Here is a 24749-nt window from a genome sequence, read left to right on the forward strand (position 1 = left end):
CTCATCCCGACCGATCCTTCCCAGGACAGACCATGCCTGACCCATCCGACATGACGCACCGCGCCGCGACCATTGCGGTGCTGGTGGAGAACGAGGCCGGCGTGCTGGCCCGCGTCATCGGCCTGTTTTCCGGCCGCGGCTACAACATCGACAGCCTGACCGTGGCGCCGGTGGACGCCGAGGGGCGCCTCTCGCGCATCACCGTCGTCACCTCCGGCACGGAGATGGTGATCGAGCAGATCAAGGCGCAGCTCGACCGGCTGGTGCCCGTGCACAAGGTGGCCGACCTGACGCTGGAGGGGCCGCACCTCAACCGGGAGCTGGCGCTGATCAAGGTGGTGGGCAGCGGCTCCGCCCGGCAGGAGGCGCTGCGCCTGGCGGACGCCTTCCGCGCCCGCGTGGTGGACGCCACCACCGAGAGCTTCGTCTTCGAGATGACCGGCAATGCCGAGAAGCTCGATGCCTTCATCAACCTGATGCGGCCGATCGGGCTCGCCGAGGTCAGCCGCACCGGCGCGGTGGCCATCGCGCGGGGCACCGCCAGCCTGACCGTCTGAGCGCGGCCGGGGGGGGCTCCCCCGGACGAGGATGCGCGGCGGGGCAGGGGGCCCGGCCGTGGAGTGAGTGAACCTTTCGGGGGAGTGCGCCAGAGATGCGCGTGTATTACGACCGTGATGCGGATGTGAACCTGATCAAGGCCAAGAAGGTCGCGGTCATCGGCTTTGGCAGCCAGGGCCATGCCCATGCGCTGAATATGCGCGATTCCGGCGTGGCCGAGGTGGCCATCGGCCTGCGCCCCGGCCCCTCCGCGAAGAAGGCCGAGGCCGCCGGCTTCAAGGTGCTCTCGCCCGCCGAGGCGGCGAAGTGGGCCGACGTGGTGATGGTGCTGACCCCCGACGAGGGCCAGGGCGACCTCTACCGCGACCACCTGCACGCCAACATGAAGGAAGGCGCCGCACTGGCCTTCGCGCACGGGCTGAACGTGCACTTCAACCTGATCGAGCCGCGCCCCGACATCGACGTGTTCATGATCGCGCCGAAGGGCCCCGGCCACACGGTGCGCGGCGAGTACCAGAAGGGCGGCGGCGTGCCCTGCCTGGTGGCGGTGCACCAGAACCCCTCGGGCAACGCGCTGGAGATTGCGCTCTCCTACGCCTCCGCCGTCGGCGGCGGCCGCTCGGGCATCATCGAGACGACCTTCAAGGAAGAGTGCGAGACCGACCTGTTCGGCGAGCAGGTCGTGCTCTGCGGCGGCCTGGTCGAGCTGATCAAGGCGGGCTTCGAGACGCTGGTCGAGGCCGGCTACGCCCCCGAGATGGCGTATTTCGAGTGCCTGCACGAGGTGAAGCTGATCGTCGACCTCATCTATGAGGGCGGCATCGCCAACATGAACTACTCGATCTCCAACACCGCCGAGTATGGCGAGTACGTGACGGGCCCGCGCATCATCACCGCCGAGACCAAGGCCGAGATGAAGCGCGTGCTGAACGACATCCAGTCGGGCAAGTTCACCCGCGACTGGATGCTGGAGAACAAGGTCAACCAGGCGAGCTTCAAGGCCACCCGCCGCCGCCTGGCCGAGCACCCGATCGAGGAGGTCGGCACCAAGCTGCGCTCGATGATGCCCTGGATCACCAAGGGCGCGCTGGTCGACAAGGCCAAGAACTGAACCGGGACGGGGCGCCTCGGCACCCCTTTTCGTGCCTGCGGCTCATGGCGGCGTTTCCCGCCCGGCAACCGCGGGCGGCGCGGCCCGTTCCTGCCTCGCCCGGATGGATGGCACCGGGCGGCAAGGAACAGTGGCATGCGGCTTTTCAACTGCGAGGTCTGCGGGCAGCTCCTCTACTTCGAGAACACCCGCTGCGAATCCTGCGGCGCCACGCTGGGCTATGTGCCCGGCGTGAACCGCCTCTCCGCGCTCGACCCGGCGGAGCCGGAGGGCGGCGTGGTGCAGGCCACCGACGGCGCCGCCTCGGCCCAGCAGGCCGCCGGGCAGGCGGCGGACGGCCCGGCGGAGAACGCGCAGGCCGAGACCTCCTCCCAGGCGGTGGGCCAGCTCTGGCGGCCGCGCGCCGATGCCGCCCGCCTGCACCGCTTCTGCGACAATGCCGCGCACGATGCCTGCAACTGGCTGGTGCCGGAGGACAGCGCGGACACCTTCTGCCTCGCCTGCCGTCACAACCGGACCATCCCCGACCTCTCCAACCCCGCGCACGCGGCGCAGTGGCGCAGGATCGAGACGGCCAAGCGCCGCGCCATGTACAGCTTCCTGCGCCTCGGCCTGCCGATGAGGACCCGGCAGGAGGACCCCGAGGAGGGCCTCGCCTTCGACTTCCTGGCCGATCCGCCGGCGGAGCAGGGGCCCAAGGTGATGACCGGGCATGACAACGGCCTGATCACCCTGGCGCTGGCCGAGGCGGACGATGCCGAGCGCGTCCGGCGCCGCACCAGCATGGGCGAGCCCTACCGCACCCTGCTCGGCCATTTCCGCCACGAATCCGGCCATTACTTCTGGGACCGGCTGGTGCGCGACGGCGGCCGGCTGGAGGAGTGCCGCGCCGTGTTCGGCGACGACAGCCAGGATTACGGCGCCGCGCTGCAACGCCACTACAATGAGGGCCCACCCGAGGACTGGCAGGAGAACTTCGTCTCCACCTACGCCACCGCCCACCCCTGGGAGGATTTCGCCGAGACCTGGGCGCACTACCTGCACATCATCGACACGCTGGAGATGGCGCGCGCCTTCGGCATCGGCATCGACCCGCGCGCCGACCGCACCGGCGAGATGAGCGCCGAGGTGGATTTCGACCCCTACAGGGCCACCGACATCCAGCCCGTGATGGAAGCCTGGGTGCCGCTGACGGCGGCGGTGAACAGCCTCAACCGCTGCATGGGCGCGGCCGACCTCTACCCCTTCGTGCTGTCGCCGGCGGTGGTGCGGAAGCTGGGCTTCATCCAGTCCCTCGTGCACGGGAAGGTGGCGGCCTCCGGCGCGGGCTGAGCAGGGCGGCGGAGGATGGTTCCCACCAAGGCTGTTCCGCTCTAGAGCTTGAGCGCAACAGCCCGGCAGGGAGAATCGTGGCGTGGGGAAGTTGCGCATGGCGGCGCTGGGCCTGCTTCTGGGGTTGGGCCTTCTGGAGTTGGGCGCCTGCGCCACCTCCCCGGCCCTCACGCCCGAACAGCAGCGCGAACTGGCCAGCTGGAGCGGCGAGGTCAGCCGGAAGATCCAGAGCAAGCGCTATTTCCCGCACGATCCCGGCCGGGCGAGGCCCATGACATCCGGCACGGTGAGGGTGCGCTTCACCGTGGCCGAGAATGGCGGGATCTACACGCCGCAGATCGTCAGCTCCTCCCGCGAGCCCCTGTTCGACGCCGCCGCGCTCGCCATCGTGCTGTCGTCTGCGCCGCTTCCGCCGCCGCCGGCGGCGCTGGTGGCGCGGGGTGAGCCGATCTCGCTCCAGGTGCCCATCACCTTCATCCCGCCGGATGCGCCTCGCCCCAGGCTGTGACTCGTCCCGCAGCGGCCGGTTGACGCGCCGCGCGCGGCGCCGCCAAGCTTCCTTCCCATGACGATCCTCGCCCCAGAAAGCGGCTACCCCCGCGATTTCGCCGGCTACGGCCCCAACCCGCCCGACCCGCAATGGCCGGGCGGCGCGAAGCTCGCCCTCTCCTTCGTGCTGAACTACGAGGAGGGCGGCGAGAACAGCGTGCTGAACGGCGATGCCGGCAGCGAGATCTACCTGAACGAGACGCCGGGCGGGAACCCGGTGCTCGGGATGCGCGACATCGGCAAGGAGAGCCAGTTCGACTACGGCGCCCGTGCCGGCGTCTGGCGCGTGCTGCGGATGTTCGCCGAGCGCGGGCTGAAGCTGACGGTCTATGGCGTCGGCCGTGCGCTGGAGCTGAACCCGGCGGTGGGCCGCGCCTTCGCCGAGGCGGGGCACGAGGTGGCCAGCCATGGCTGGCGCTGGATCAACTACCAGGAGGTGGACGAGGCCACCGAGCGGCGGCACATCGCGCAATGCGTCGAGACCATCGCCCGCACGGTGGGGAAGCCGCCCGTGGGCTGGTACACGGGCCGCATCAGCGAGCGGACGCGCCGCCTCGTCGCCGAGCATGGCGGCTTCCTCTACGACAGCGACGCCTATGACGACGACCTGCCCTACTACGTCACCGCCGCCGGCCGGCCGCTGCTGGTCCTCCCCTACACGCTCGACAACAACGACATGAAGTTCGCGGTGCCGCCCGGCTTCACCGCGAATGACGGCTTCACCCAGCACCTGACGGACGCCTTCGACTTCCTCCGCCGGGAAGGGGAGACGGCGCCGAAGATGATGAGCGTCGGCCTGCATTGCCGGCTGGTGGGCCGGCCGGGGCGCGCCGCCGCCCTGGCGCGCTTCCTCGACCATGTCGTGGCGCAGCGCGACGTCTGGGTGGCGACGCGCGAGGAGATCGCGCGGCACTGGCTGAGGGTGCATCCGCCCCGGGGCTGAGGCGGGCGGCGCCATGGGGCGGCGACGGCCATGCCGGGCCGGTCGCCGCGTTTACCGGCGTTTCAGGAGAGTTTGCCACAAGGGGAATGACCTGGAGGCAACATGCCCGTCTTTCCCCTTTCCATGACCGTCGGCCGCAGGCTCGCCCTGGCGGCATTGGTGCCGGTCCTGCTGCTCGGACTGATGGTGGGCGGCGTCTGGCGGAGCCTCGACACCATTCGGCTCGAGAGCGAAGCGGAGCTGGTGGCCGACGAGGTGGAGATGCAGCTCCACCTGACCGGCACAGCCATCCAGGCGGCGCGGGTGCAGCTGCGGGATGTCGTCAACGCGCAGAACCTCCAGGCGCTGGAAGCCGCCCGGAGCCAGGGCGCGCAGGAGATGGAGCGCGCCCGCGGCCATGTGCAGGAAGCCCAGCGCCAGGCGGCGGGCGGCCGGGTCAGGCAGACGCTGGACGCGGCGCTGGCCCTGTTCGGCGAATACGCCCAGGTGCGCGACGCCGTGACCGAGCGGCGCCGCGCGGTGCTGGAGACGCGCGACCGCCTCTCCGCCCTCGGCCGCGAATACGAGCGGCTGTTCGAGGTGGTGATGGGCAGCATTGAGTTCTCGCAGCCTGCGGCGCAGCGGGAGGAGACGCGCGGCAGCCTGCTCACCCTGCACCGCGCCATCACCGAGATCCGCCTCGGCCTGCAGGACTACATGCTGTCGGGCGAGGCCACGCAGATGCGCCGCGTGCGCAGCGCCATCCAGCAGTCGCGCGTCTATCTCCGCGGCGCCGCGCGGCTTGCCGCCGGCGACGCCGCGCTGCGCGACTGGATCGACCAGGCGAGGCAGGTCGGCGATGCCGGCGGTGCCATCCTAGAGGCGCTGGAGCAGATCGACCGGCTGCGCCAGGATGGGGTGGTCGCCAACCGCGAGCGACTGGAGAAGGCGCTGGACGATGCCGGCGCGCAGGTGGCCAGCGCCAGCGAGGAAGGCCGCCTGCGGCTGGAGGCGGCGATGGAGAATGCCCGCCACACGATGTTGATCCTGGGGCTGACGGCGGCGCTGCTGCTGCTGCTGCTCGGGCTGATCAACGCCCGCGCCATCGGCACTCCCCTGCGCCGTCTGGCGGCGGCGATGGCGGCGCTGGCAGCGGGCCAGACGACGGCCGGCGTTCCGGGCCTCGGGCGGCGCGACGAGATCGGCACCATCGCCCAGGCCATGCAGGCGCTGCAGGCCACGGTCGGCCGTGCCTTCGCGCAGAGCCAGATGCTGGAGCAGCTGCCGCTCGGCGTCATGACCGCCGATCCGAAGGACGGGTTCCGCATCACCTATCTGAACGAGGCGAGCCGCGAGGGGCTGCGGCCGCTGCAGCACGCGTTGCCATGCCGGGTGGAGGAACTCGCGGGGCAGAGCGTCGATCTGTTCCATCCGCCGGCGCAGCGCCAGCGTATCCGCGACATCCTGGCCGACCCGGCGCGCCTGCCCTACGCCGCCAAGATCCGCCTGGGCGACGAGGTGCTGGCGCTTCGCGTCACCGCCATCCGCGATGCGCAGGGCGGCTATGTGGGGCCGATGCTGAGCTGGTCGCTGATCACCGCGCAATCCCGCCTCGCCGCCGGCTTCGAGGCGGAGGTGGGGGCAGTGGTGAATGCCGTCGCCCGCTCGGCCGGCGCCCTGCAGGAGGCGGCGCGTGGCATGAGCGCCAGCGCCACCCGCTCCGGCCAGGAGGCGGGCGCGGTGGCGGCGGAGGGGGAGCGCGCCGGGGCCAGCGTGCAGGCGGTGGCTGCCAGCGCGGAGCAGCTCGCCGCCAGCGTGGCGGAGGTGACGCGGCAGGTGCAGAGCGGCGCCGGCGTGGCGCAGGAGGCAGCGGGCGAGACCCGCCGCGCCGATGTCACCATCCAGGCCCTGTCGGAGGCGGCGGGCCGCATCGGCGACGTGGTGCAGCTGATCCAGGACATCGCCGGGCAGACCAACCTGCTGGCGCTGAACGCCACGATCGAGGCGGCGCGGGCGGGGGAGGCCGGCAAGGGCTTCGCCGTGGTCGCCTCCGAGGTGAAGAACCTCGCCGGGCAGACCGCCCGCGCCACCGAGGAGATTGGCCAGCAGATCCAGGCCATCCAGGGCAGCACCGCCGAGGCGGTGGTCGTGCTGCGCGGCATCGGCGCCACGGTGGAGCGGATGAACGAGGTCACCTCCGCCATCGCCGCCGCGGTGGAGCAGCAGGCGGCGGCCACGCAGGAGATCGCCCGCAGCGCCGCGCAGGTATCGGACAGCGCCGGCGCCGTCAGCCGCCGCATCGCCGATGTGAGCAGCGCGGCGGAGGAGACGCGCCACGCGGCGGGCAGCGTGCTGGACTCCGCCGCCGAGCTGAGCGGGCAGGCCGTGGCGCTGCGGCAGAAATCGGATGCCTTCCTGCAGGCCGTGCAGGCGGCGTGACCGCGCGAGGGACAGGGGCGGATTCAGGGGAAGAAAGCGCTTGCGGCGGGGCGCGGGCCTGCTATCGTCTCTTCCATGAACGCCGCCGCGCGCATCCACGGCCTGACGAACGGTTCCGCCGCCGTCGCCGCGCGCGCCCTTTCCGGCCTCCTTCTCCTTCGACTTAGCCGCCCCTGGGCGTGACGCCCGGCTGACTGGCCGGCATCGCTCAGGGGGACCCCTGGGTGCCTCGCGCGCCCATGCCTGCCCGGCTCGAGTCAAGCAACGAAGGAACGCCCCATGGCCATCAACCATCCCAGCTTCGGCACCATCGACGACAAGCGCGTCATCGTCTTCGACACCACGCTGCGCGATGGCGAGCAGTCCCCCGGCTTCTCCATGAACCTGGAGGAGAAGCTGCGCATGGCCGAGGCCCTGGCCGAGCTGGGCATCGATGTCATGGAGGCGGGCTTCCCCATCGCCAGCCAGGGCGATTTCGAGAGCGTCCAGTCCATCGCGCAGCGCTTCGCCAAGGACGGTCCCGTCGTGTGCGGCCTGTCGCGCTCCGCGCCGGGCGACATCCTGCGCGCCGTCGAGGCGGTGAAGCCCGCCGCCCGCCAGCGCATCCACACCTTCCTCTCCACCTCCGACCTGCACATGCGCGTCAAGCTGCGGATGAGCCGCGAGGAAGTGCTGGAGGCCATCACCAAATCCGTCTCGCTGGCGCGCAACCACGTGGCGGATGTCGAATGGTCGGCCGAGGATGGCAGCCGCACGGACCCCGACTTCCTGTGCCGCTGCGTCGAGGCCGCCATCAAGGCCGGCGCCACCACCATCAACGTGCCGGACACGGTGGGCTATGCCATTCCGGCCGACCTCACGCGCATCTTCACCATGCTGCGCGAGCGGGTGCCGGGCACCGATGGCGTGATCTTCTCCGCCCACAACCATGACGATCTGGGTCTGGCGGTGGCCAACACCCTGGCCTGCCTGGAGGCCGGCGCGCGGCAGGTGGAGGCCACGATCAACGGCATCGGCGAGCGGGCGGGCAATGCCAGCCTGGAGGAGGTGGCGATGGCGCTGCGCACCCGCGCCGACGCCATGCCCTACACCACCGGCATCGTCACGCAGAACATCCTCAAGACCAGCCGCCTGCTGGCCACCATCACCGGCTTCGACGTGCAGCCGAACAAGGCCATCGTCGGCCGCAACGCCTTCGCGCATGAGAGCGGCATCCACCAGGATGGCGTGCTGAAGGACAAGACCACCTACGAGATCATGACGCCGGAGAGCGTCGGCTGGGCCACCAACGCGCTGGTGATGGGCAAGCATTCCGGCCGCGCCGCCTTCCGCGACAAGCTGGCGAGCCTGGGCTACACGCTGGGCGACAACCAGCTGAACGACGCCTTCCGCCGCTTCAAGGACCTGGCCGACCGCAAGAAGAGCGTGTTCGACGAGGACATCGTCGCCCTGGTCGATGACGAGGTGGTGCGCGGCCATGACCGGCTGAAGCTGCTGGCGCTGACGGTGGCCACCGGCATGGGCACCCGCCCCACCGCCTCGCTGGCGGTGGAGATCGATGGCGAGAAGGTGGAGGCCGTGGCCGGCGGCGATGGCGCGGTGGATGCCACCTTCAACGCGCTGCAGCAGGTGGTGCCGCACAAGGCGACGCTGAAGCTCTATGCCGTGCAGTCCGTCACCGGCGGCACCGACGCGCAGGCGCGCGTGACGGTACGGCTGGAGGAGGAAGGCAAGCTGGTGGACGGCCAGGGCGCCGACACGGACACCATCATCGCCTCCGCCCGCGCCTATGTGCATGCGCTGAACAAGCTGCTCTCCAAGCGCGCCCGCACCGCGCCGCCGGAGATGATGCGCACCGCCTGACCCGATGGCGGGGTCCGGGGGGATACTATCCCCCCGGCGGGGGCCGGGGGCAGCGCCCCCGGGACTCTTCCTCTCAGTGCCCCAACACCGCCTCGAACTGCTCCACCGCCCACTCCACCTCGCCGCGCGTGATGACGAGGGGCGGCGCGATGCGGATGGTGTGGTCGTGCGTGTCCTTGGCCAGGATGCCGCGCTCGCGCAGCGCCTCGCAGTAGCGCCGGGCGCCGCCGGCCTCGGGGTGCAGCTCCACCGCCAGCATCAGCCCCCGCCCGCGCACCGCGCGGATGAGGCCACCGCCGATGCCTTCCAGCCCGGCGCGGAAATGCGCCCCCTGGGCGGCGGCGTTGCCCACCATGCCTTCCTCCATCAGCACGCGCAGCGCCATGCGCGCCACGGCGCAGGCCAGCGGATTGCCGCCGAAGGTGGAGCCATGCTGCCCGGGGCGCAGCACGCCCAGCACGTCGGAATTCGAGAGCACGGCCGAAACCGGGTAGAAACCACCCGAGAGCGCCTTGCCCACCAGCGTCACATCCGCCTCGATGCCCTCATGCTCCTCCGCCAGCAGGCGGCCGGTGCGGCCGAGGCCGGTCTGGATCTCGTCCAGCACCAGCACGACATCGTGCCGCGTGCAGAGTTCCCGCACCCGGCGGAAATAGCCGGCGGGCGGGATGATGACGCCGGCCTCGCCCTGGATCGGCTCGGCCAGCACCGCCACGGTGTGCGGCGTGATGGCCGCCTCCAGCGCCGCCGCGTCGCCGAAGGGCACCACGGGGAAGCCGGGGGCGAAGGGGCCGAACTGGCCGCGTGCCTCCGGGTCGGTCGAGAAGCCGACGATGCCGAGGGTGCGGCCGTGGAAGTTCCCGTCGCAGACGATGATCTCGGCGCGGCCCTCCGGCACGCCCTTCACCGCATAGCCCCATTTGCGGACGCATTTCAGCGCCGTCTCCACCGCCTCGGCACCGCTGTTCATCGGCAGCACCTTGTGCGCGCCGGTGAGCGCCGCGATCTCCTCGTAGAACAGCGCGAGCTGGTCGTTGCGGAAGGCGCGGGAGGTGAGGGTGAGGCGCCCCGCCTGCTCGACCATGGCGGCCAGGATGCGCGGGTGGCAATGCCCCTGGTTCACCGCCGAATAGGCGGAGAGGCAGTCGAGATAGCGGCGCCCCTCGACATCCCACACCCAGACGCCCTGGCCGCGCGTCAGCACGACGTCGAGCGGCTTGTAGTTCTGCGCGCCGAGCTCCTGCTCGGTGCGGATCAGGCCGGGAAGCACGGACATGACGGGCTCTCCTCCATGCAGGGTTCAGGCGGCGTCGCGCAGGGCGGGGGTGGCCAGCAGCGGCGCGACGAGGGCGACGGCCCGGCGGGCGCTGGCGCCCGAGGGGTCGAGGCCGGGGTTCAGCTCGACCAGGTCGAGGGCGCGGAGCAGGCCGCTCCCGCGCACCAGGGCCAGCGCCGCCGCCAGCGCCTCCAGCGAGAGGCCGCCCGGCACGGGGGTGCCGGTGCCGGGCATCAGCGTGGGGTCGAGCACGTCCACATCCAGGCTGACATGCAGCCAGCCCCCCGCCGCCACGGCCTCCTCCAGGAAGCGGCGCAGCGGGGCCAGGCCTTCCGCGCGCAACCGGTCCATGCCGAGCACGGCGGCACCGCGCGCCCGCAGCAGCCGGGCCTCGCCAGGGTCGAGGTCGCGCACCCCCAGCAGGGCAAGGCGGGAAGGCGCCACGGGCGGCGGCGCTGGCGCGCCCCACAGATCGCCAAGGCCGGGCTCGCCGCAGAGGGCGGCCAGCGCCATGCCGTGCACATTGCCGCTGGGCGAGGTGGCGGGGGTGTTGAAATCCCCATGCGCGTCCATCCAGAGCAGGTAGAGGGGCCGGCCCGCCGCGGCGGCGGCTGTGGCGCTGGCCGCCACCGAGCCCATGGGCAGGCTGTGGTCGCCGCCCAGCAGCAGCGGCCGGCGGCCGCTGGCGAGGATGGCTGCGGCCTCGGCGCGGATGGCGCGCACCCAGGCGGCGATGCGGGGCAGGTGGTGCGCCGGGCCCTCGGGCCGCAGTCGGGCCAGGGCAGAGGGGGCCAGGGCAGCGGGGACCAGGGCAGCGGGGACCAGGGCAGCCGGGGGCAGGGGGGTGGGGGCGGGGAGGTCTCCCCGGTCCTCGGCGGCGGTGCCGAGGGCTTCCAGCAGGCCGGCGGCGCGCAGCGCGGCAGGACCCTCAGCGGCACCGCGCCGGCCGGCGCCCCAATCCGCCGCCGCACCGAACACCACCCAGCCTTGCCCGCCCATCGTCATGCCTTCGCCTCCGCCAGCAGCCCCGAGCGGGGCCGTGGCGGGCAGTCTGGGGACGAGAGCGGCTCAGCAAGAAGCCGGAGAAATGCGCAGAAGGGCGGGTTGATTGCGCAGAATGGCGGGCCACTTCGCGCAAACCGTCAGCCCTTGCGGCGGGCTAGCAGCAGGTTGCTCTCGGTATTGGCCACGCCCTCGATGTGCCGGATCTGCCGGAGCAGCGCGTCGAAGGCCTCGAGGCTTTCCGTCTCCACCTCCAGCACCAGGTCCCAGCGGCCATTGGTGGCGTGGACCGCCACCACCTGGGGAAGGCCCTGAAGGCGGCGTGTCACCCGGTCGGTGGCGTTGCCCTCGATCTCGACCAGGGTGATGGCGCGCACCGGCGCCCGCTCCGCCTCGTGCCGCAGCACGATGGTGAAGCCCTGGATGACGCCGCGCTCCAGCAGCCGGTCGATGCGCGCCTTCACCGTGGCGCGGGAGAGGCCGGTGGCGGCGGCGAGGCTGGTGAGCGGCTGCCGCGCATCGGCGCGCAGCAGGGCGATCAGGGAGCGGTCCGCCGCGTCGAGGGGCGGGATCATGCGCGCTGCACCGCAGGCTTCGGTGTGCCGGGGCAGGAGTTGGCAGATGGCATGGCGTGCTGGCCGGTGTCCCGGCTCCTCCTCTCCCGCAGGGGCCGCACGGTGCGGCCAGGCTGGCAGGGAAGGGATAGCCGCAGGCGGGCCGGTGGCGCCACGCCCCGGGGTGCGGCGACCGCAGGGGAAGAACGCGAAAGGCCGCGGCTCCTCGTGGTGCCGCGGCGTTCCGTCATGTCACTTGCCCGGCGCTCCGGCACGGCGCGGCCCCGGGGGCCGCTGGAAGCCGCTCAGCGCCAGAAACAGCTTAGCGCCAGACGGGGCGGCCGAGATTGACCTGGTCGCCGCGGGTCAGGGCACCGCCCGCCGCACCGGCGGCGCCGCCCAGCAGGGCACCGGTCCCGGCACTGCCGGTGAGGGAGCCCACCGCCGCGCCGGCGCCCGCGCCCAGCAGGCCGCCCGAGGCGGCACGGTCACCGGTCGAGTAGCCGCACGCGCCGAGGCCGATGCTGGCGAGGGCCAGCAGAGCGAGAGAGGACTTCCTCATGATCGTGCTCCTTGAAGGGTTCAGAGAGTCATGCGCCTGCAACGGGGCAGGGGGCGGAAGGTTGCCGCTTCGTCATCCGGAATGACGCTTGAGCGGGGCGGCGGGGGGCGGTAATCCACGGCGCCTCTCCGCGACGGATTGCCGCCGAGCGGATGCCCGCTGTCTGTCCCCCTCGGAAGGTATCCCTGGATGTTCTCCCGCTTGTTCGGCTTCCTGTCGGCCGACATGGCCATCGATCTCGGCACGGCGAACACGCTGGTCTACGTCAAGGGCCGGGGCATCGTGCTGAACGAGCCCTCCGTCGTGGCCATCGCGGACATCCGCGGCCGCAAGCAGGTGCTGGCGGTGGGCGAGGAGGCCAAGATGATGCTGGGCCGCACCCCCGGCAACATCGCCGCCATCCGGCCGCTGCGCGACGGCGTCATCGCCGATTTCGAGGTGGCGGAGGAAATGATCAAGCACTTCATCCGCAAGGTGCACAACCGGCGCTCCTTCGCCTCGCCGATGATCATCGTCTGCGTCCCCTCCGGCTCCACGGCGGTGGAGCGGCGCGCCATCCAGGAGAGCGCGGAGAGCGCCGGCGCCCGCAAGGTGCTGCTGATCGAGGAGCCGATGGCCGCGGCCATCGGCGCCGGCCTGCCGGTGACGGAGCCTTCCGGCTCGATGATCGTCGATATCGGCGGCGGCACGACGGAGGTGGCCGTCATCAGCCTGGGCGGCATCGTCTATGCCCGCAGCGTGCGCGTCGGCGGCGACAAGCTGGACGAGGCGATCATCAGCTACATCCGCCGCCACTTCAACCTGCTGATCGGCGAGAGCACGGCCGAGCGGATCAAGATGGAGATCGGTGCCGCCGCCTACCCGGACTATGGCGAGGAAGGCCCGATGACCGAGGTGAAGGGCCGCGACCTGATGAACGGCGTGCCGCGCGAGGTGGTGGTGAGCCAGCGCCAGATCGCCGAGGCGATCGCCGAGCCGGTGAGCCAGATCGTCGAGGCGGTGAAGGTGGCGCTGGAGAACACGCCGCCCGAGCTGGCGGCCGACATCGTGGACAAGGGCATCGTGCTGACCGGCGGCGGCGCGCTGCTGCAGCGGCTGGACCAGGTGCTGCGCGAGGCCACCGGCCTGCCCGTCTCCGTGGCGGAGGATGCGCTGGCCTGCGTCGCCCTGGGCACCGGGCGGGCGCTCGACGAGATGAAGCGCCTCCGCCACGTGCTCTCCTCCATGTATTAAGCGTTACCCTCCATGTATTAACGCATAGCGCCGCCCCTCCGGGGCGGATGGAGGCCGTGTGATCCGTCTCAGCATTCCGCTGCGTCAGGCCCTGGCGCGCCTGTCCATGCCCGTCCTGGTGGCGGCCGCCTTCGGCACCATGCTGCTCGGCAAGGCCGACACGGTGCTGGTGGAGCGTGCCCGCATGACCCTGGCCGACGCCCTGGCGCCGATCTACGGCGTCATCGCCGAGCCGATGGGCACGGTGCGGGACGCGGTGCAGGAGCTGCGCTTCCTGGCGGCCATGCGGGAGGAGAATGCCCGGCTGCGCGCCGAGAACGAGCGCCTGCACCGCTGGCAGGCCGCCGCCCTGGCGCTGGAGACGGAGAACGCCCTGCTGCGACGCCAGCTCCGCTACGTGCCGGAAGGGGCGGCGAGCTTCCAGACCGCCCGCGTGGTGGCCGATGCCGGCGGCACCTATGCCCGTGCCGTGCTGCTCTCCCTCCAGCCCGGCCAGACCCCGCGCAAGGGTCAGGTGGCGCTGGACGAGCGGGGCCTCGCCGGGCGCGTCAGCGAGGTGGGCAGCCGCTCGGCCCGCGTGCTGCTGGTGACCGACATGAACAGCCGCATCCCCGTGGTGCTGGAGGGCAGCCGCTCCCGCGCCCTGATGGTGGGCACCAATGGCGAGCGCCCGCGCCTGCAGCACTGGCCGGAGGGCGCGCCGCCGCAGGAAGGCGAGCGGGTGGTGACCAGCGCCGAGGCCAATGTGTTCCCCGCCGGCCTGCCGGTGGGCATGGTGCGCTGGACGGAGGGCGGCGTGGCCGAGGTGGAGCTGTTCGCCCGTCTGGACCGGCTGGATCTGCTGCGCATCTTCGAGTTCGGCCTCTCCGGCATCCTGCCGCCGGAGGCGGTGGCCCGCCCCGAGCCGCGCGCGCGGCGCTGAGCCGGGCCGGACCCCCGCATGAAAGGGCGGCCGCAGCCACCCATGGGCCTGCTGCGCCGGCTGGACGCGCTGGCGCGCGCCGCCTTCCCCGCCGTGAGCACGGCGCTGCTGATGGTGCTGGTCTCGACCCCGGTGGGCCTGCCCTCGGCGCTGCCGGCGGTGACGCTGGGCTGCGTGTTCTTCTGGTCGGTGTTCCGCCCCGGCACGATGGGGCCGCCGCTCTGCTTCCTGCTCGGGCTGCTGCAGGATCTGCTGGGCTTCGCGCCGCCCGGCATCGCCGTGCTGACGCTGCTGCTGACGCATGGGCTGGTGCTGCGCATCCGCCGCTTCCTGGCGCGGCAATCCTTCTGGGTGGTGTGGCTGGTCTATGCGGGGGTCGCGGCGGCGGCGGCGGCGCTGGGCTTCGTGCTGCAGGCCGTGCTCTCCTGGCGGCTGCCCGCCCTGGCGCCCGCCCTGGTGCAGTTCGCCCTCAGCGCCGGCTTCTACCCGGGCGTCGCGGCGCTGCTGACCGGCATGCACAAGGCGATGCGCCGGGCGGAGGATCTGGCCTGAGATGAGCAAGCGGGACGAGGAACGCCGCCGCGGCGTGTTCACCCGGCGGGCGCTGCTGCTGGGGGCGGGGCAGCTCGGGCTGTTCGGCTTCCTGGGCTACCGGCTGCAGAAGCTGCAGCTCGAGGAGGGCGAGCGCTACGCGACGCTGGCCGAGGAGAACCGCGTCTCCACCCGCCTCATCGCGCCGCCGCGCGGCCGCATCCTGGACCGCGACGGGCGGGTGGTGGCGGCCAACGACCTGAACTGGCGCGTGCTGCTGACCGCCGAGCAGACCGAGGATGTCGGCGCCACGCTGGAGACCTTCAGCCACCTCGTGCCGCTGAGCGAGGCGGAGCGCGCCCGCATCGAGCGCGACATCCGCCGCCGCCGCCGCTTCGTCCCCGTCGTGGTGCGCGAGTTCCTTTCCTGGGAGGAGATGGCCCGCATCGAGGTGAACGCGCCGGACCTGCCGGGCATCAGCGTCGATGTCGGCACCACGCGCCACTACCCCTATGCCGAGCACCTGGCGCATGTGGTGGGCTATGTGGCGCCGCCCGCCGACACGGAGGAGGACGACGACCCGCTGCTGCTGCTGCCCGGCATCCGCGTCGGCCGCAGCGGCATCGAGCGGCACCACGACCGGCTGCTGCGCGGCCGCGCCGGCACGGTGCAGATGGAGGTCAACGCCGTCGGCCGCGTCATCCGCGAGCTGGACCGGCGCGAGGGCGTGCGCGGCCAGGACCTGCAGGTCTCGATCGATGCCGAGTTGCAGAAGGCGGTGCGCAACCGGATCGAGGAGGGCACCAGCGTTGTCGTGCTCGATGCCCGAAACGGCGAGGTGCTGGCCATGGCCAGCCAGCCCTCCTTCGACCCGAACCTGTTCAGCTCCGGCATCTCCTCGGCACAGTGGCGGGTATGGACGCGCAGCCGCGCCACGCCGCTGATCAACAAGACCACCAACGGCCTCTACGCCCCCGGCTCCACCTTCAAGATGGTGGTGGGCCTCGCCGCGCTGGAGGCCAAGGTGGTGACGCCCACCGAGCGCATCTTCTGCCCCGGCCATTACGACCTGGGCGACAGCCGCTTCCATTGCTGGCAGCGGCGCGGCCACGGCAACATGGACCTGCGCGCGGCGCTGAAGAATTCCTGCGACGTCTATTTCTACGAGGTGGCGCGCCGCATGGGCATCGACCGCATCGCCGCCATGGCGAAGCGCCTCGGCCTCGGCGTCGATCTGGAGCTGGAGCTGCCCGGCACCCGCGCCGGCTTCGTGCCCACGCGCGAATGGCGCACCCGCCAGGGCAAGGCCTGGAACCTGGGCGACACGGTGGTGCATGGCATCGGCCAGGGCTTCTACCAGCTCACGCCCCTCTCGCTCGCCACCATGGCGGCGCGGCTGGCCACGGGGCGGGCGGTGCAGCCGCACCTGACCCATGCCGTCTCCGGCCGCGCCGTGCGCGGCGTGCGCGCCGAGGACTGGCCGGGCCTCGGCCTGCCGGAGCGCGACCTGCGGCTGATCCGCGAGGCGATGTGGTCGGTGGTGAATGAGGAGGGCGGCACCGCGCGCGTGGCGCGCCTGCCCGCCGCCATGGGCAGCATGGCCGGCAAGACCGGCACCACCCAGGTGCGCCGCGTCTCGCGCGAGCAGCGCGAGCGCGGCTTCCGGGTGGAGAGCCTGCCGCGCGAGTGGCGGCCGCACGCGCTGTTCGTCGCCTTCGCGCCCTATGAGAACCCGCAATACGCCATCTCCGTCGTCGTCGAGCACGGCACCAGCGGCTCCGGCGCCGCCGCGCCGCTGGCGCGCGACGTGATGGTGGAGGTGATGAACCGCCTCCGCCCCGTGGTGGCCGCGGCGCCCGCGCCGCCGCAGCAGCAGGCCGCCGCCCCGCCAGATCCCCCGCCACCCGGTCCCCCACCACCCGATCCCCCGCCACCCGAACGGGAGCGCCGCCGATGATGGTGTTCGAGCGCCGCCTGCTGCTGCGCGACCGCGGCACCGGCGTGCTGGAGAAGCTCTGGCTGATCCCGTGGAGCTTCGTGCTGCTGCTCTGCGCCGTGGCGGCGGTGGGCTATGTGGCGCTGTACTCGGCCGGGGGCGGCGCGCCGGAGCCCTATGCCAGCCGCCACGCGCTGCGCTTCGGCTTCGGCCTGGTGATGATGCTCTCCATCGCCATGATCGACATCCGCCTGATCGCGAGGCTCTCCTGGCTGGGCTACCTGGCGGGGGTGGGGCTGCTGGTGCTGGTGGCGCTGCACGGGCAGGTGGGCAAGGGCGCGCAGCGCTGGATCGAGCTCGGGCCGATCCAGCTGCAGCCCTCGGAGCTGATGAAGATCATGCTGGTGCTGGCGCTGGCCCACTGGTTCCACCGCGCCAGCTGGGAGCGCGCCGGCAACCCGCTCTTCCTGCTGCCGCCGATCCTGGCGACGCTGATCCCGGTCGGGCTGATCCTGAAGCAGCCCAATCTCGGCACCGGGCTGATCACGCTGATGATCGGCGGCGCGGTGTTCTGGGCCGCCGGGGTGCGCTGGTGGAAATTCGCCATCCTGATCGGCGCCGCGGCCGTCATCGCGCCGATCGCCTATGAGCATCTGCACGACTACCAGCGCGCCCGCATCAACACCTTCCTCGACCCGGAGAGCGACCCGCTGGGCGCGGGCTACAACATCATCCAGTCCAAGATCGCGCTCGGCTCGGGCGGCATCTGGGGCAAGGGCTTCCTCCAGGGCACGCAGGGCCACCTGAACTTCCTGCCCGAGAAGCAGACCGACTTCATCTTCACCATGCTGGCCGAGGAGTTCGGCCTGGTCGGCGCCATGACGACGCTGGTGCTGCTTTCCCTGGTGGTGTTCTTCGCGCTGGCCGTGGCGCTGCGCTGCCGGCACCAGTACGGGCGGCTGGTCGCGCTCGGGCTTGGCGTGAACTACTTCATGTATGTCTTCGTCAACATCGCCATGGTCACGGGCAGCATTCCCGTGGGCGGCGTGCCGCTGCCGCTGATCAGCCATGGCGGCTCGGCCATGCTCACCTCGATGCTGGGCTTCGGCCTGCTGATGTCGGTGCATGTGCATCGCGACGCCGAGTTCGGTGCCGCGCGGGAGTGAAAAAGTCACGAAAGAGGGTTGCCTTCGCGGGCGGATCGGCTAAAAGCCCGCCCACGGATGCGGCCGGCGGAGACGCCGTTTCATCCCGGTGGGGCGCATAGCTCAGTTGGTAGAGCAGCTGACTCTTAATCAGCGGGTCCTAGGTTCGAGCCCTAGTGCGCCCACCATTCCCACCCTCCCTTGCGGGATCTGCGGAAGCCGGAGCCGGATGGTTGCCGGCTTTTTTTGCGTCCTTCCTCCGGGCGCTTCCGTCACGCCGTACTGCCGGACAGCGCCCGTTCCATCATCGCATCCCACTCGGCGGCGCTGCACATCGCGTCGTGACGGGCGAGCGCGAGCGAGGAATAGGCCCGCGGGGCGGTGCCATCGACCTCCAGCGTATAGGGTCGTGGCCGGCCGATATGCAGCCGGATGCGGATGGGATAGCCGCTGAGGCAGAGGGTAAGGTCTTCGGCCTTGGGGATCCAGCCTTCGGGCATCAGGGGCGCCCTTCTCGGAAAACCGGTGACGACCGTGCCAGACAATCAACCCCGTCCGGGCGCGACAAGGCAAAACTCGTGAAGCCTTTGCAACGGTTCCGTTGCGCCTGGATGGCGGCTTGCCAGGGCGCTGCAGGACCACCCGGCAAGCCCTTGTCGAGACTGGGGGGCGGAGCCGATCCCCGGCTGCCGCCCCTGGTCATCACGAAGCCGCGCGCCGGCGCGCGGCGCCGGATCAGCCGGCCTTGGCTCCGGTCTCCAGCAGGCCGAGGCGCTGGCCGGCATAGCGGCCCTCGCGCAGCGGCTGCCACCACCAGGCATTCTCCAGGTACCAGCGCACCGTCTTCTCGATGCCGGTGGCGAAGGTCTCCTGCGGCTGCCAGCCCAGCTCGCGCCCGATCTTCTCCGGGTTGATGGCGTAGCGGCGGTCATGCCCGGGGCGGTCGGTGACGAAGGTGATGAGGCGGCGGCGCGGGCCGGCCGGGTCCGGGCGCAGCCGGTCCAGCAGGTCGCACACCGCCTCGACCACGTCGATGTTCCGCATCTCGGCCTTGCCGCCGATGTTGTAGGTCTCGCCCGGGCGGCCCTGGCGCACCACCGTGGCCAGCGCCTTCACATGGTCCTCGACGAACAGCCAGTCCCGCACGTTGCTGCCATCGCCGTAGACGGGCAGGGGCTTGCCCTCCAGTGCGTTGAGGATGATCAGCGGGATCAGCTTCTCGGGGAAATGGTACGGCCCATAATTGTTCGAGCAGTTGGTGACCATGGTGGGCAGGCCGTAGGTCTCGTGCCAGGCGCGCGCCAGATGGTCGGAGGAGGCCTTGGTCGCCGAGTAGGGCGAGCGGGGGTCGTAGGGCGTGGTCTCGCTGAAGGCGGGGTCGTTCGGCCCAAGCGAGCCATACACCTCGTCGGTGGAGACGTGCAGGAAGCGGAAGGCGGCCTTGGCCTCGCCCTCCAGCGTGTTCCAGTAGCCGCGCGCCGCCTCCAGCAGGGCGAAGGTGCCGACCACGTTGGTGTGCACGAAGGGCGCCGCGCCGGCGATCGAGCGGTCCACATGGCTCTCGGCCGCCAGGTGCATCACCGCATCGGGGCGGAACGCGTCGAAGGCGGCGCGCATGGCGGCGCCGTCGGCGATGTCGGCCTCCAGGAAGGCGAAGCCCGGCTTGTCCTCGCAGGCGGCGATGGAGCGGCGGTCGCCGGCATAGGTCAGCTTGTCCACCACCAGAACGGCGGCGCCCAGATCCAGCGCCAGATGGCGCACCAGCGCCGAGCCGATGAAGCCCGCGCCGCCCGTTACAACGATACGCACCAAGTCATTCCCTCACAGACAATGGGGCCGAAAGACGCGGGTAGGAGCCGTTCCATGGAATCCCGCGTCAGCTCACGCCCCTATGGAGGGCAGAGAATGGCGGCTTCATGGCGTCGCCGCCAGAGAAGCCGGCCGGATTGCCGCTCAGCCGGCCTGGCGCACCGGCGGCAGGCCGGTTTCCTGCAGGGCGGCGCGCACGCGGCGCTGCATGGCGGCCGGGGTGGGAAAGATGATTCCCTCCGCGCCCCGTGCGGCGGGATCGATGGCGATGAAGCGCAGCGAGCCGTCCTGGGTCACCGCGACGCCGACGAAGCGGCCGTCGATTTCGACGGGCCGGGATCTGATCATGGAAGGCGGTCCTGGGTCGGCCGTTCCAGGCCGGGCTGAAGGGGTATCCGGCGGCTCAGGCCCTGCGCGCAGCCGGGCGGACCGGGTACCGCGCCCAGGGCAGTCAGAACACGCCGGCGCCCTCCATGACGGGACGTACACGGCAAAGCAACAAGCTTTTGCGTGGGGTCTGGTCTGTCAAGCAGTTGTGTGGAAAGCACGGCGCGGCAGGCTTTTCCGGCCGCGGACGTGCTGAAGGCGCGGGCTACATCTCCACCCACTGCCGCAGCAGGTTGTGGTAGGCGGCCGTCATGCCGAGCACGCCGGGGTGGTTGTCCGGCAGGTCGGCGCGGGTGCGCATGATGGCGAGGTCCATCTCGTAGAGCAGGCGGCGCTGGCCGTCATCCTTCACCATGGACTGGGTCCAGAAGAAGGAGGACCAGCGGCTGCCGCGCGTCACCGGCTCCACGCGGTGCAGGCTGGTGGCGGGGTAGAGAACCATGTCGCCGGCCGGCAGCTTCACGCTCTGCGTGCCGTAGGTGTCCTCGATCACCAGCTCGCCGCCCTCATACTCCTCGGGCGGGGTGAGGAAGAGGGTGGAGGAGACATCCGTGCGGATGCGCTGCATGGCGCCGGGGAGGAAGCGGATGGCGTTGTCCACATGGGCGTGGAAGGTCATGCCCACGTCGTAGCGGTTGAACAGCGGCGGAAACACGCGCAGCGGCAGCGCCGCCGTGGTGAAGAGCGGGTTGCGGCCGAGGGCGCGCAGGATGATGTCGCCCAGCTCGCGCGCCTGCGGCGAATCCTCCGGCACCTGGAGGTTGTGCTTGGCCTTGCCGGATTGCTCGCCGGCGGTGACGCGGCCATCCACCCAGGCGGCGCGCTCCAGCACCTGGCGGCAATGGGCGACTTCCTCGGGGGTCAGGACCTGGGGGATGCGGACCAGCATGATGATGTCGTTTCAGCGGGAGGGTGGGGGAGGGGCGCCGCCGCGCGGCGGCGCCCCGGACGCGCCGGCGCGGCTCAGAAATCCGCCGCCAGGGTGAACAGGATGGTGCGCCCGGCCGAGGGGATCACGCGGTTGGCCCACAGCCCGTCATAGTTCAGCGCGTTGCCGAGGTTGTAGCCGTTCACCTGCACCCGCAGATTGTCGTTGATGCGGTGCGAGACCAGCGCGTCGACGGTGAGGGCGGCGGGCACCTCGGCGGTGTTGGCGGCGTTGAGGAACACCTTGTCGCGCCAGGTGACGCCGCCGCCCAGGGTCAGGTTCCAGGGCGTCTGGGCGCCCAGCTCGTAGGTGGTCCAGAGCGAGGCCGCGTGGTCGGGCACGAACTGCACCTTCTTGCCCACATTGGCGGCGGTGGTGGACTTGGTGGTCTCGCTGTCCATGGCCGTGTAGCTGGCGTTGATCATCCAGGCGGGGGTGACCTGCCCGGTCAGGCCGATCTCGATGCCCTGGTTGCGCTGCTCGTCGCTGGTCTGGATGAAGGTGCTGCCGTCGCCGTTCGGGTCGGGGGTCTGCGAGTTCTTCTTGTCGATCCGGTAGAGCGAGCCGTACAGGCCGAGCCGGTTCTCCAGGAAGCCGACCTTGGCGCCAACTTCGTAGAGCGTGTTCCGCTCCGGGTCGAAATTGCTGTTGAAGCCGCTGGCCGTGAAGGGCTGCGTGCTGAACAGGAAGCCCGGCGGCGTGGTCGAGGTGGAGTAGGTGGCGTAGTAGGTCTGGTTCGGCGCCGGCTCCCACACCAGCGAGGCGCGGGGGTCGACCACGGTGTGGCTGGGCTTGGCCTCGGCGCGCACGCCGGTGGAGTAGGTGACGGTGTCGTATTCCACCTCGAAGCGGCTGACGCGCACGCCGCCGATGATGGAGAATTCCGGCGTCAGCCACAGCCGGTCGCTCAGGAAGGCGGCGTAGGTGGTGTTGCTGCCGTTGCGCTGGTAGCTGGGCGCGCCGCGGTCCAGCGCGATGTCGCCCTGGCCGCCGAAGACCGACAGCGCCGGGCGGGTGCCGGTGTAGCCGTAGCCGGTGCGCTCGAAATCCTCGTACATCAGGTCGATGCCGCCCACCAGCTCGTGCCGCAGCGGGCCGGTGGTGAAGCGCGCCGTGGCGGTGGCGACGTTCTGCACCGCCCAGCTTTCCTGATGGTACGGGTTGCCGGCGCCGCTCGCCGTCACCGTGCCGCTGCGGTTGCGGAACCAGGGGGTCACGCAGCTCGCCGCCGCGCAGCTGACGATCGAGCTGGCGTAGTCGCGGTCGATGAAGCTCACCCGCGTGTCGTTGGCCAGGGTCAGCCAGTCATTCACCGTGTGGTTCAGGCGTGCGGTGAAGACGTCCGTAGTCACCTCGTCGCGGTCGCTGCTGAGGCCGTACCAGGTGCCGCGCGGCAGGCCGTACTCGGTCAGCGGACGGCCGATGGTGCTGCCGGGCGCCGTCACCACCGGGATGCCGGAATCGGTGGCGTTGTCATACTCGTAGTGCTGGTAGTGCAGCGTCAGGGTGGTGTCGGTGCCGAGGCCGAAGGCGATCGAGGGGGCGATGCCCCAGCGGCGGCTGTCCACCCCGTCGCGGCCGACCACCTCGCTCGACTGGCCCATCAGGTTCAGCCGCAGCGCGGTGGTCTCGCCGATCTGCTGGTTGATGTCGAGCGTGCCGCGGGCATAGGGGCCGCTGCCGCCGGTGGCGGTGGCCGAGTAGCTGTTGCCGAGGCGCGGCGTGCGCAGCCCCACCGCGACGGCGCCGCCCACCGTGCCATTGCCCAGCGCGAAGCCCGAGGGTCCCTTGATGACGGAGACATCCTCGTAGGTGAAGGCGTCGCGCGTGTAGGCGCCGAAATCGCGCAGCCCGTCGGTGTAGATGTCGTTCTGCGCCGCGAAGCCGCGGATGCGGAACTGGTCGCCGTTCACGCCGCCATTGCCTTCGCCGATCGAGGCGGTGATGCCGGGGACGTTGCGCAGCGCCTGCTCCAGCGTGGTGACGTTCTGCTGCTCCAGCACCTCGCGCGGGATGACGTTGATGACCTGCGGCGTGTCCTGCACCGAGCCGGGCAGGCGGGAGACGGGCGCGGCGCGTTGCAGCGTGTTGGCCGGCGCGGTGCCCTGCACATCGACGGTGGGGAGCACCAGCCCGCCCTCGGGCGCCGCGGCGCCCTGGGCCAGGGCCGCGCCAGGGAGGCCCATGGCGAGGCCCGCCATCCAGGCGGCATGCGATGTCGGGGGCTTGGTCCCGCTCTGGGTCGTCATCGGCGAATCCTGCGAATGAGAATGCTTCGCATTTCCTTTAGGACGTGCGGTTACTTTTCGTCAACAAGCCGTGCGGTGATTCTTGCAAGTGCGACTTGCTTGCAATACCAGCAGGGCCCGCACCCGGAGCATCGACCATGCAACGTCGCACCCTGGCCGCCGGCCTGTTCCTTGCCCCCGCCGCCCTGGCCGCGAGGATGCGCCCCGCCTTCTCCGCGGCTGCCCCCGGGCAGGCCGGCCAGCGCGCCGTGCTGCGCCACTACGCCGATCTGGGCCAGGCGATGTTCGAGGACTGCCTGGAGACGGGCCGCGCCCTGCGGCAGGCGGTGGACAGCTTCCTCGCCGCTCCCTCGGAGGAAGGGCTCGCCGCCGCGCGCCGTGCCTGGATCGCCGCCCGAGCGCCTTACGCGCAGACCGAGACGCTGCGCTTCGGCAACCCCGAGGTGGATGCGTGGGAAGGCCGCGTGAACGCCTGGCCGCTGGATGAGGGGCTCATCGACGATGTCGATGCCGGCTACGGCACGGAAAGCGACGAGAACCCGCTCTATGCCGCCAACATCATCGGCTCCCGCAGCCTGCGCCTGGGCGACGAGACGCGCGACCTCTCGGCGCTGACGGCGGAGGCCCTCGAAGCGCTGCACGAGGCGGGGGAGGTCGAGGCCAACGTCACCATCGGCTACCACGCCATCGAGTTCCTGCTCTGGGGGCAGGACCTGAACGGCACCGGCCCCGGCGCCGGCCGGCGCCCCTTCACCGACTACACCACTGCCGCCAATGCCGACCGGCGCGGGCAGTATCTGCGCATCGTCACCGGGCTGCTGGTGAAGGACCTGGAGGAGATGGTGGCGCAATGGTCGCCGGGCGGCGCCATCCGCCGGCGGCTGGCGGCGAACCCGGCGCCGGAAGGGCTGGCCGCCATGCTGGCCGGCATGGGCAGCCTCTCCTATGGCGAGCTGGCGGGGGAGCGGATGAAGCTCGGGCTGCTGCTGCACGACCCGGAGGAGGAGCAGGACTGCTTCTCGGACAACACGCACAACAGCCACCGCGGCAATGTGCTGGGCATGGTGGCGGTGTGGCGCGGCGAGTATCGCCGCGCCGACGGGCGCGTGCTGCGCGGCGCCAGCCTGCGCAACCTGGTGGATGGCACGGACCGCCGCCTGCGCGAGGAGATGGACGCCCGCCTCGCCGCGACGCTGGCCGCCTTCGACGCCCTGGCGAGGCGCGCCGAGACGGTGGAGGCCTACGACCAGATGCTGGCCGAGGGCAACCGGGAGGGCAACGCCGCCATCCAGGCGGGCATCGACGCGCTGGTGGCGCAGACGCGCAGCATCGAGCGCGTGGTGGCGGCGCTGAAGCTGCCCGCCCTCTCGGTGGAAGGCTCGCAGAGCCTCGACGACCCCGCGAAGGTCTTCAAGTAGCCGCGCCGGCGGTGGCGGCGTTT

The 24749-nt window shown here is 71.4% G+C and carries 22 protein-coding genes and 1 tRNA gene; 14 read left to right on the forward strand and 9 right to left on the reverse strand.

What is annotated here, in order from left to right:
- Positions 1 to 32 precede the first annotated feature (32 nt).
- The 7 genes from ilvN to CR165_RS01190 all read left to right on the forward strand — a co-directional run bounded on the left by ilvN (position 33) and on the right by CR165_RS01190 (position 8774).
- A complete protein-coding gene (gene ilvN / locus CR165_RS01160) occupies positions 33 to 557 on the forward strand; it encodes an acetolactate synthase small subunit (RefSeq protein WP_109515117.1) in 525 nt (174 codons plus the stop codon).
- 95 nt (positions 558 to 652) lie between these two features.
- Entirely contained in the window at positions 653 to 1669 is a 1017-nt protein-coding gene (ilvC, locus tag CR165_RS01165) for a ketol-acid reductoisomerase (RefSeq protein WP_109515118.1), read from the forward strand.
- A gap of 135 nt (positions 1670 to 1804) precedes the next feature.
- Positions 1805 to 3001 carry a zinc-binding metallopeptidase family protein gene (locus CR165_RS01170; protein ID WP_109515119.1) on the forward strand — a complete coding sequence of 399 codons (1197 nt, stop codon included), beginning with the start codon at positions 1805 to 1807 and terminating at the stop codon, positions 2999 to 3001.
- Between the two features lie 97 nt (positions 3002 to 3098).
- Complete coding sequence (locus tag CR165_RS01175; protein ID WP_109515120.1) at positions 3099 to 3509, forward strand: energy transducer TonB; 411 nt, start codon at positions 3099 to 3101, stop codon at positions 3507 to 3509.
- 57 nt (positions 3510 to 3566) lie between these two features.
- The gene (gene puuE / locus CR165_RS01180; RefSeq protein ID WP_109515121.1) at positions 3567 to 4493 is read left to right on the forward strand and encodes an allantoinase PuuE; all 927 of its coding nucleotides are present in this window, start codon (positions 3567 to 3569) and stop codon (positions 4491 to 4493) included.
- A gap of 102 nt (positions 4494 to 4595) precedes the next feature.
- Positions 4596 to 6911, forward strand: a complete 2316-nt coding sequence (locus CR165_RS01185; protein WP_109515122.1) for a methyl-accepting chemotaxis protein — start codon at positions 4596 to 4598, stop codon at positions 6909 to 6911.
- Positions 6912 to 7190: 279 nt separating this feature from the next.
- Complete coding sequence (locus CR165_RS01190; RefSeq protein WP_109515123.1) at positions 7191 to 8774, forward strand: 2-isopropylmalate synthase; 1584 nt, start codon at positions 7191 to 7193, stop codon at positions 8772 to 8774.
- A 73-nt stretch (positions 8775 to 8847) separates the two neighbouring features.
- On the opposite strand, the gene rocD is transcribed toward CR165_RS01190, so the two are convergent.
- The 4 genes from rocD to CR165_RS01210 all read right to left on the reverse strand — a co-directional run bounded on the left by rocD (position 8848) and on the right by CR165_RS01210 (position 12168).
- Complete coding sequence (gene rocD / locus CR165_RS01195; RefSeq protein ID WP_109515124.1) at positions 8848 to 10050, reverse strand: ornithine--oxo-acid transaminase; 1203 nt, start codon at positions 10048 to 10050, stop codon at positions 8848 to 8850.
- 24 nt (positions 10051 to 10074) lie between these two features.
- Positions 10075 to 11055: an arginase family protein gene (locus tag CR165_RS01200; protein WP_109515125.1), complete on the reverse strand. Its 981-nt coding sequence runs from the start codon at positions 11053 to 11055 to the stop codon at positions 10075 to 10077.
- Between the two features lie 137 nt (positions 11056 to 11192).
- The gene (locus CR165_RS01205) at positions 11193 to 11627 is read right to left on the reverse strand and encodes an Lrp/AsnC family transcriptional regulator (RefSeq protein ID WP_109515126.1); all 435 of its coding nucleotides are present in this window, start codon (positions 11625 to 11627) and stop codon (positions 11193 to 11195) included.
- 301 nt (positions 11628 to 11928) lie between these two features.
- On the reverse strand, positions 11929 to 12168 hold the full coding sequence (locus CR165_RS01210; RefSeq protein ID WP_109515127.1) for a hypothetical protein: 240 nt from the start codon (positions 12166 to 12168) through the stop codon (positions 11929 to 11931).
- A 189-nt stretch (positions 12169 to 12357) separates the two neighbouring features.
- Here CR165_RS01210 and CR165_RS01215 point away from each other — a divergent pair, with 189 nt between their 5' ends.
- The 6 genes from CR165_RS01215 (at position 12358) to CR165_RS01240 (ending at position 18123) form a co-directional block, all read left to right on the forward strand.
- A complete protein-coding gene (locus CR165_RS01215; RefSeq protein WP_109515128.1) occupies positions 12358 to 13401 on the forward strand; it encodes a rod shape-determining protein in 1044 nt (347 codons plus the stop codon).
- 58 nt (positions 13402 to 13459) lie between these two features.
- A complete protein-coding gene (mreC, locus tag CR165_RS01220; RefSeq protein ID WP_109515129.1) occupies positions 13460 to 14323 on the forward strand; it encodes a rod shape-determining protein MreC in 864 nt (287 codons plus the stop codon).
- 42 nt (positions 14324 to 14365) lie between these two features.
- A complete protein-coding gene (gene mreD / locus CR165_RS01225) occupies positions 14366 to 14875 on the forward strand; it encodes a rod shape-determining protein MreD (protein WP_245906040.1) in 510 nt (169 codons plus the stop codon).
- Position 14876: 1 nt separating this feature from the next.
- On the forward strand, positions 14877 to 16811 hold the full coding sequence (mrdA, locus tag CR165_RS01230; protein ID WP_109515131.1) for a penicillin-binding protein 2: 1935 nt from the start codon (positions 14877 to 14879) through the stop codon (positions 16809 to 16811).
- Positions 16811 to 17956 carry a rod shape-determining protein RodA gene (rodA, locus tag CR165_RS01235; protein WP_109515460.1) on the forward strand — a complete coding sequence of 382 codons (1146 nt, stop codon included), beginning with the start codon at positions 16811 to 16813 and terminating at the stop codon, positions 17954 to 17956. The genes mrdA and rodA overlap by 1 nt, the downstream gene beginning before the upstream one ends.
- A 91-nt stretch (positions 17957 to 18047) precedes the next feature.
- A tRNA-Lys gene (locus tag CR165_RS01240) sits at positions 18048 to 18123 on the forward strand.
- 84 nt (positions 18124 to 18207) lie between these two features.
- On the opposite strand, the gene CR165_RS01245 is transcribed toward CR165_RS01240, so the two are convergent.
- The 5 genes from CR165_RS01245 to CR165_RS01265 all read right to left on the reverse strand — a co-directional run bounded on the left by CR165_RS01245 (position 18208) and on the right by CR165_RS01265 (position 23308).
- Positions 18208 to 18435, reverse strand: coding sequence for a hypothetical protein (locus tag CR165_RS01245; RefSeq protein WP_109515132.1), 228 nt, complete (start codon positions 18433 to 18435; stop codon positions 18208 to 18210).
- A gap of 235 nt (positions 18436 to 18670) precedes the next feature.
- A complete protein-coding gene (gene rfbB / locus CR165_RS01250; RefSeq protein WP_109515461.1) occupies positions 18671 to 19744 on the reverse strand; it encodes a dTDP-glucose 4,6-dehydratase in 1074 nt (357 codons plus the stop codon).
- A 144-nt stretch (positions 19745 to 19888) separates the two neighbouring features.
- On the reverse strand, positions 19889 to 20092 hold the full coding sequence (locus tag CR165_RS01255; RefSeq protein ID WP_109515133.1) for a hypothetical protein: 204 nt from the start codon (positions 20090 to 20092) through the stop codon (positions 19889 to 19891).
- Positions 20093 to 20336: 244 nt separating this feature from the next.
- Positions 20337 to 21020, reverse strand: a complete 684-nt coding sequence (locus tag CR165_RS01260) for a Fe2+-dependent dioxygenase (RefSeq protein WP_109515134.1) — start codon at positions 21018 to 21020, stop codon at positions 20337 to 20339.
- A 74-nt stretch (positions 21021 to 21094) separates the two neighbouring features.
- On the reverse strand, positions 21095 to 23308 hold the full coding sequence (locus CR165_RS01265; RefSeq protein ID WP_109515135.1) for a TonB-dependent receptor: 2214 nt from the start codon (positions 23306 to 23308) through the stop codon (positions 21095 to 21097).
- 137 nt (positions 23309 to 23445) lie between these two features.
- On the opposite strand from CR165_RS01265, the gene CR165_RS01270 reads away from it, so the two are divergent.
- Positions 23446 to 24726 carry an imelysin family protein gene (locus tag CR165_RS01270; protein ID WP_109515136.1) on the forward strand — a complete coding sequence of 427 codons (1281 nt, stop codon included), beginning with the start codon at positions 23446 to 23448 and terminating at the stop codon, positions 24724 to 24726.
- Positions 24727 to 24749: the final 23 nt, after the last annotated feature.

The sequence above is a fragment of the Teichococcus aestuarii genome (assembly GCF_003116135.1).
Taxonomy (GTDB): Bacteria; Pseudomonadota; Alphaproteobacteria; order Acetobacterales; family Acetobacteraceae; genus Pseudoroseomonas; species Pseudoroseomonas aestuarii.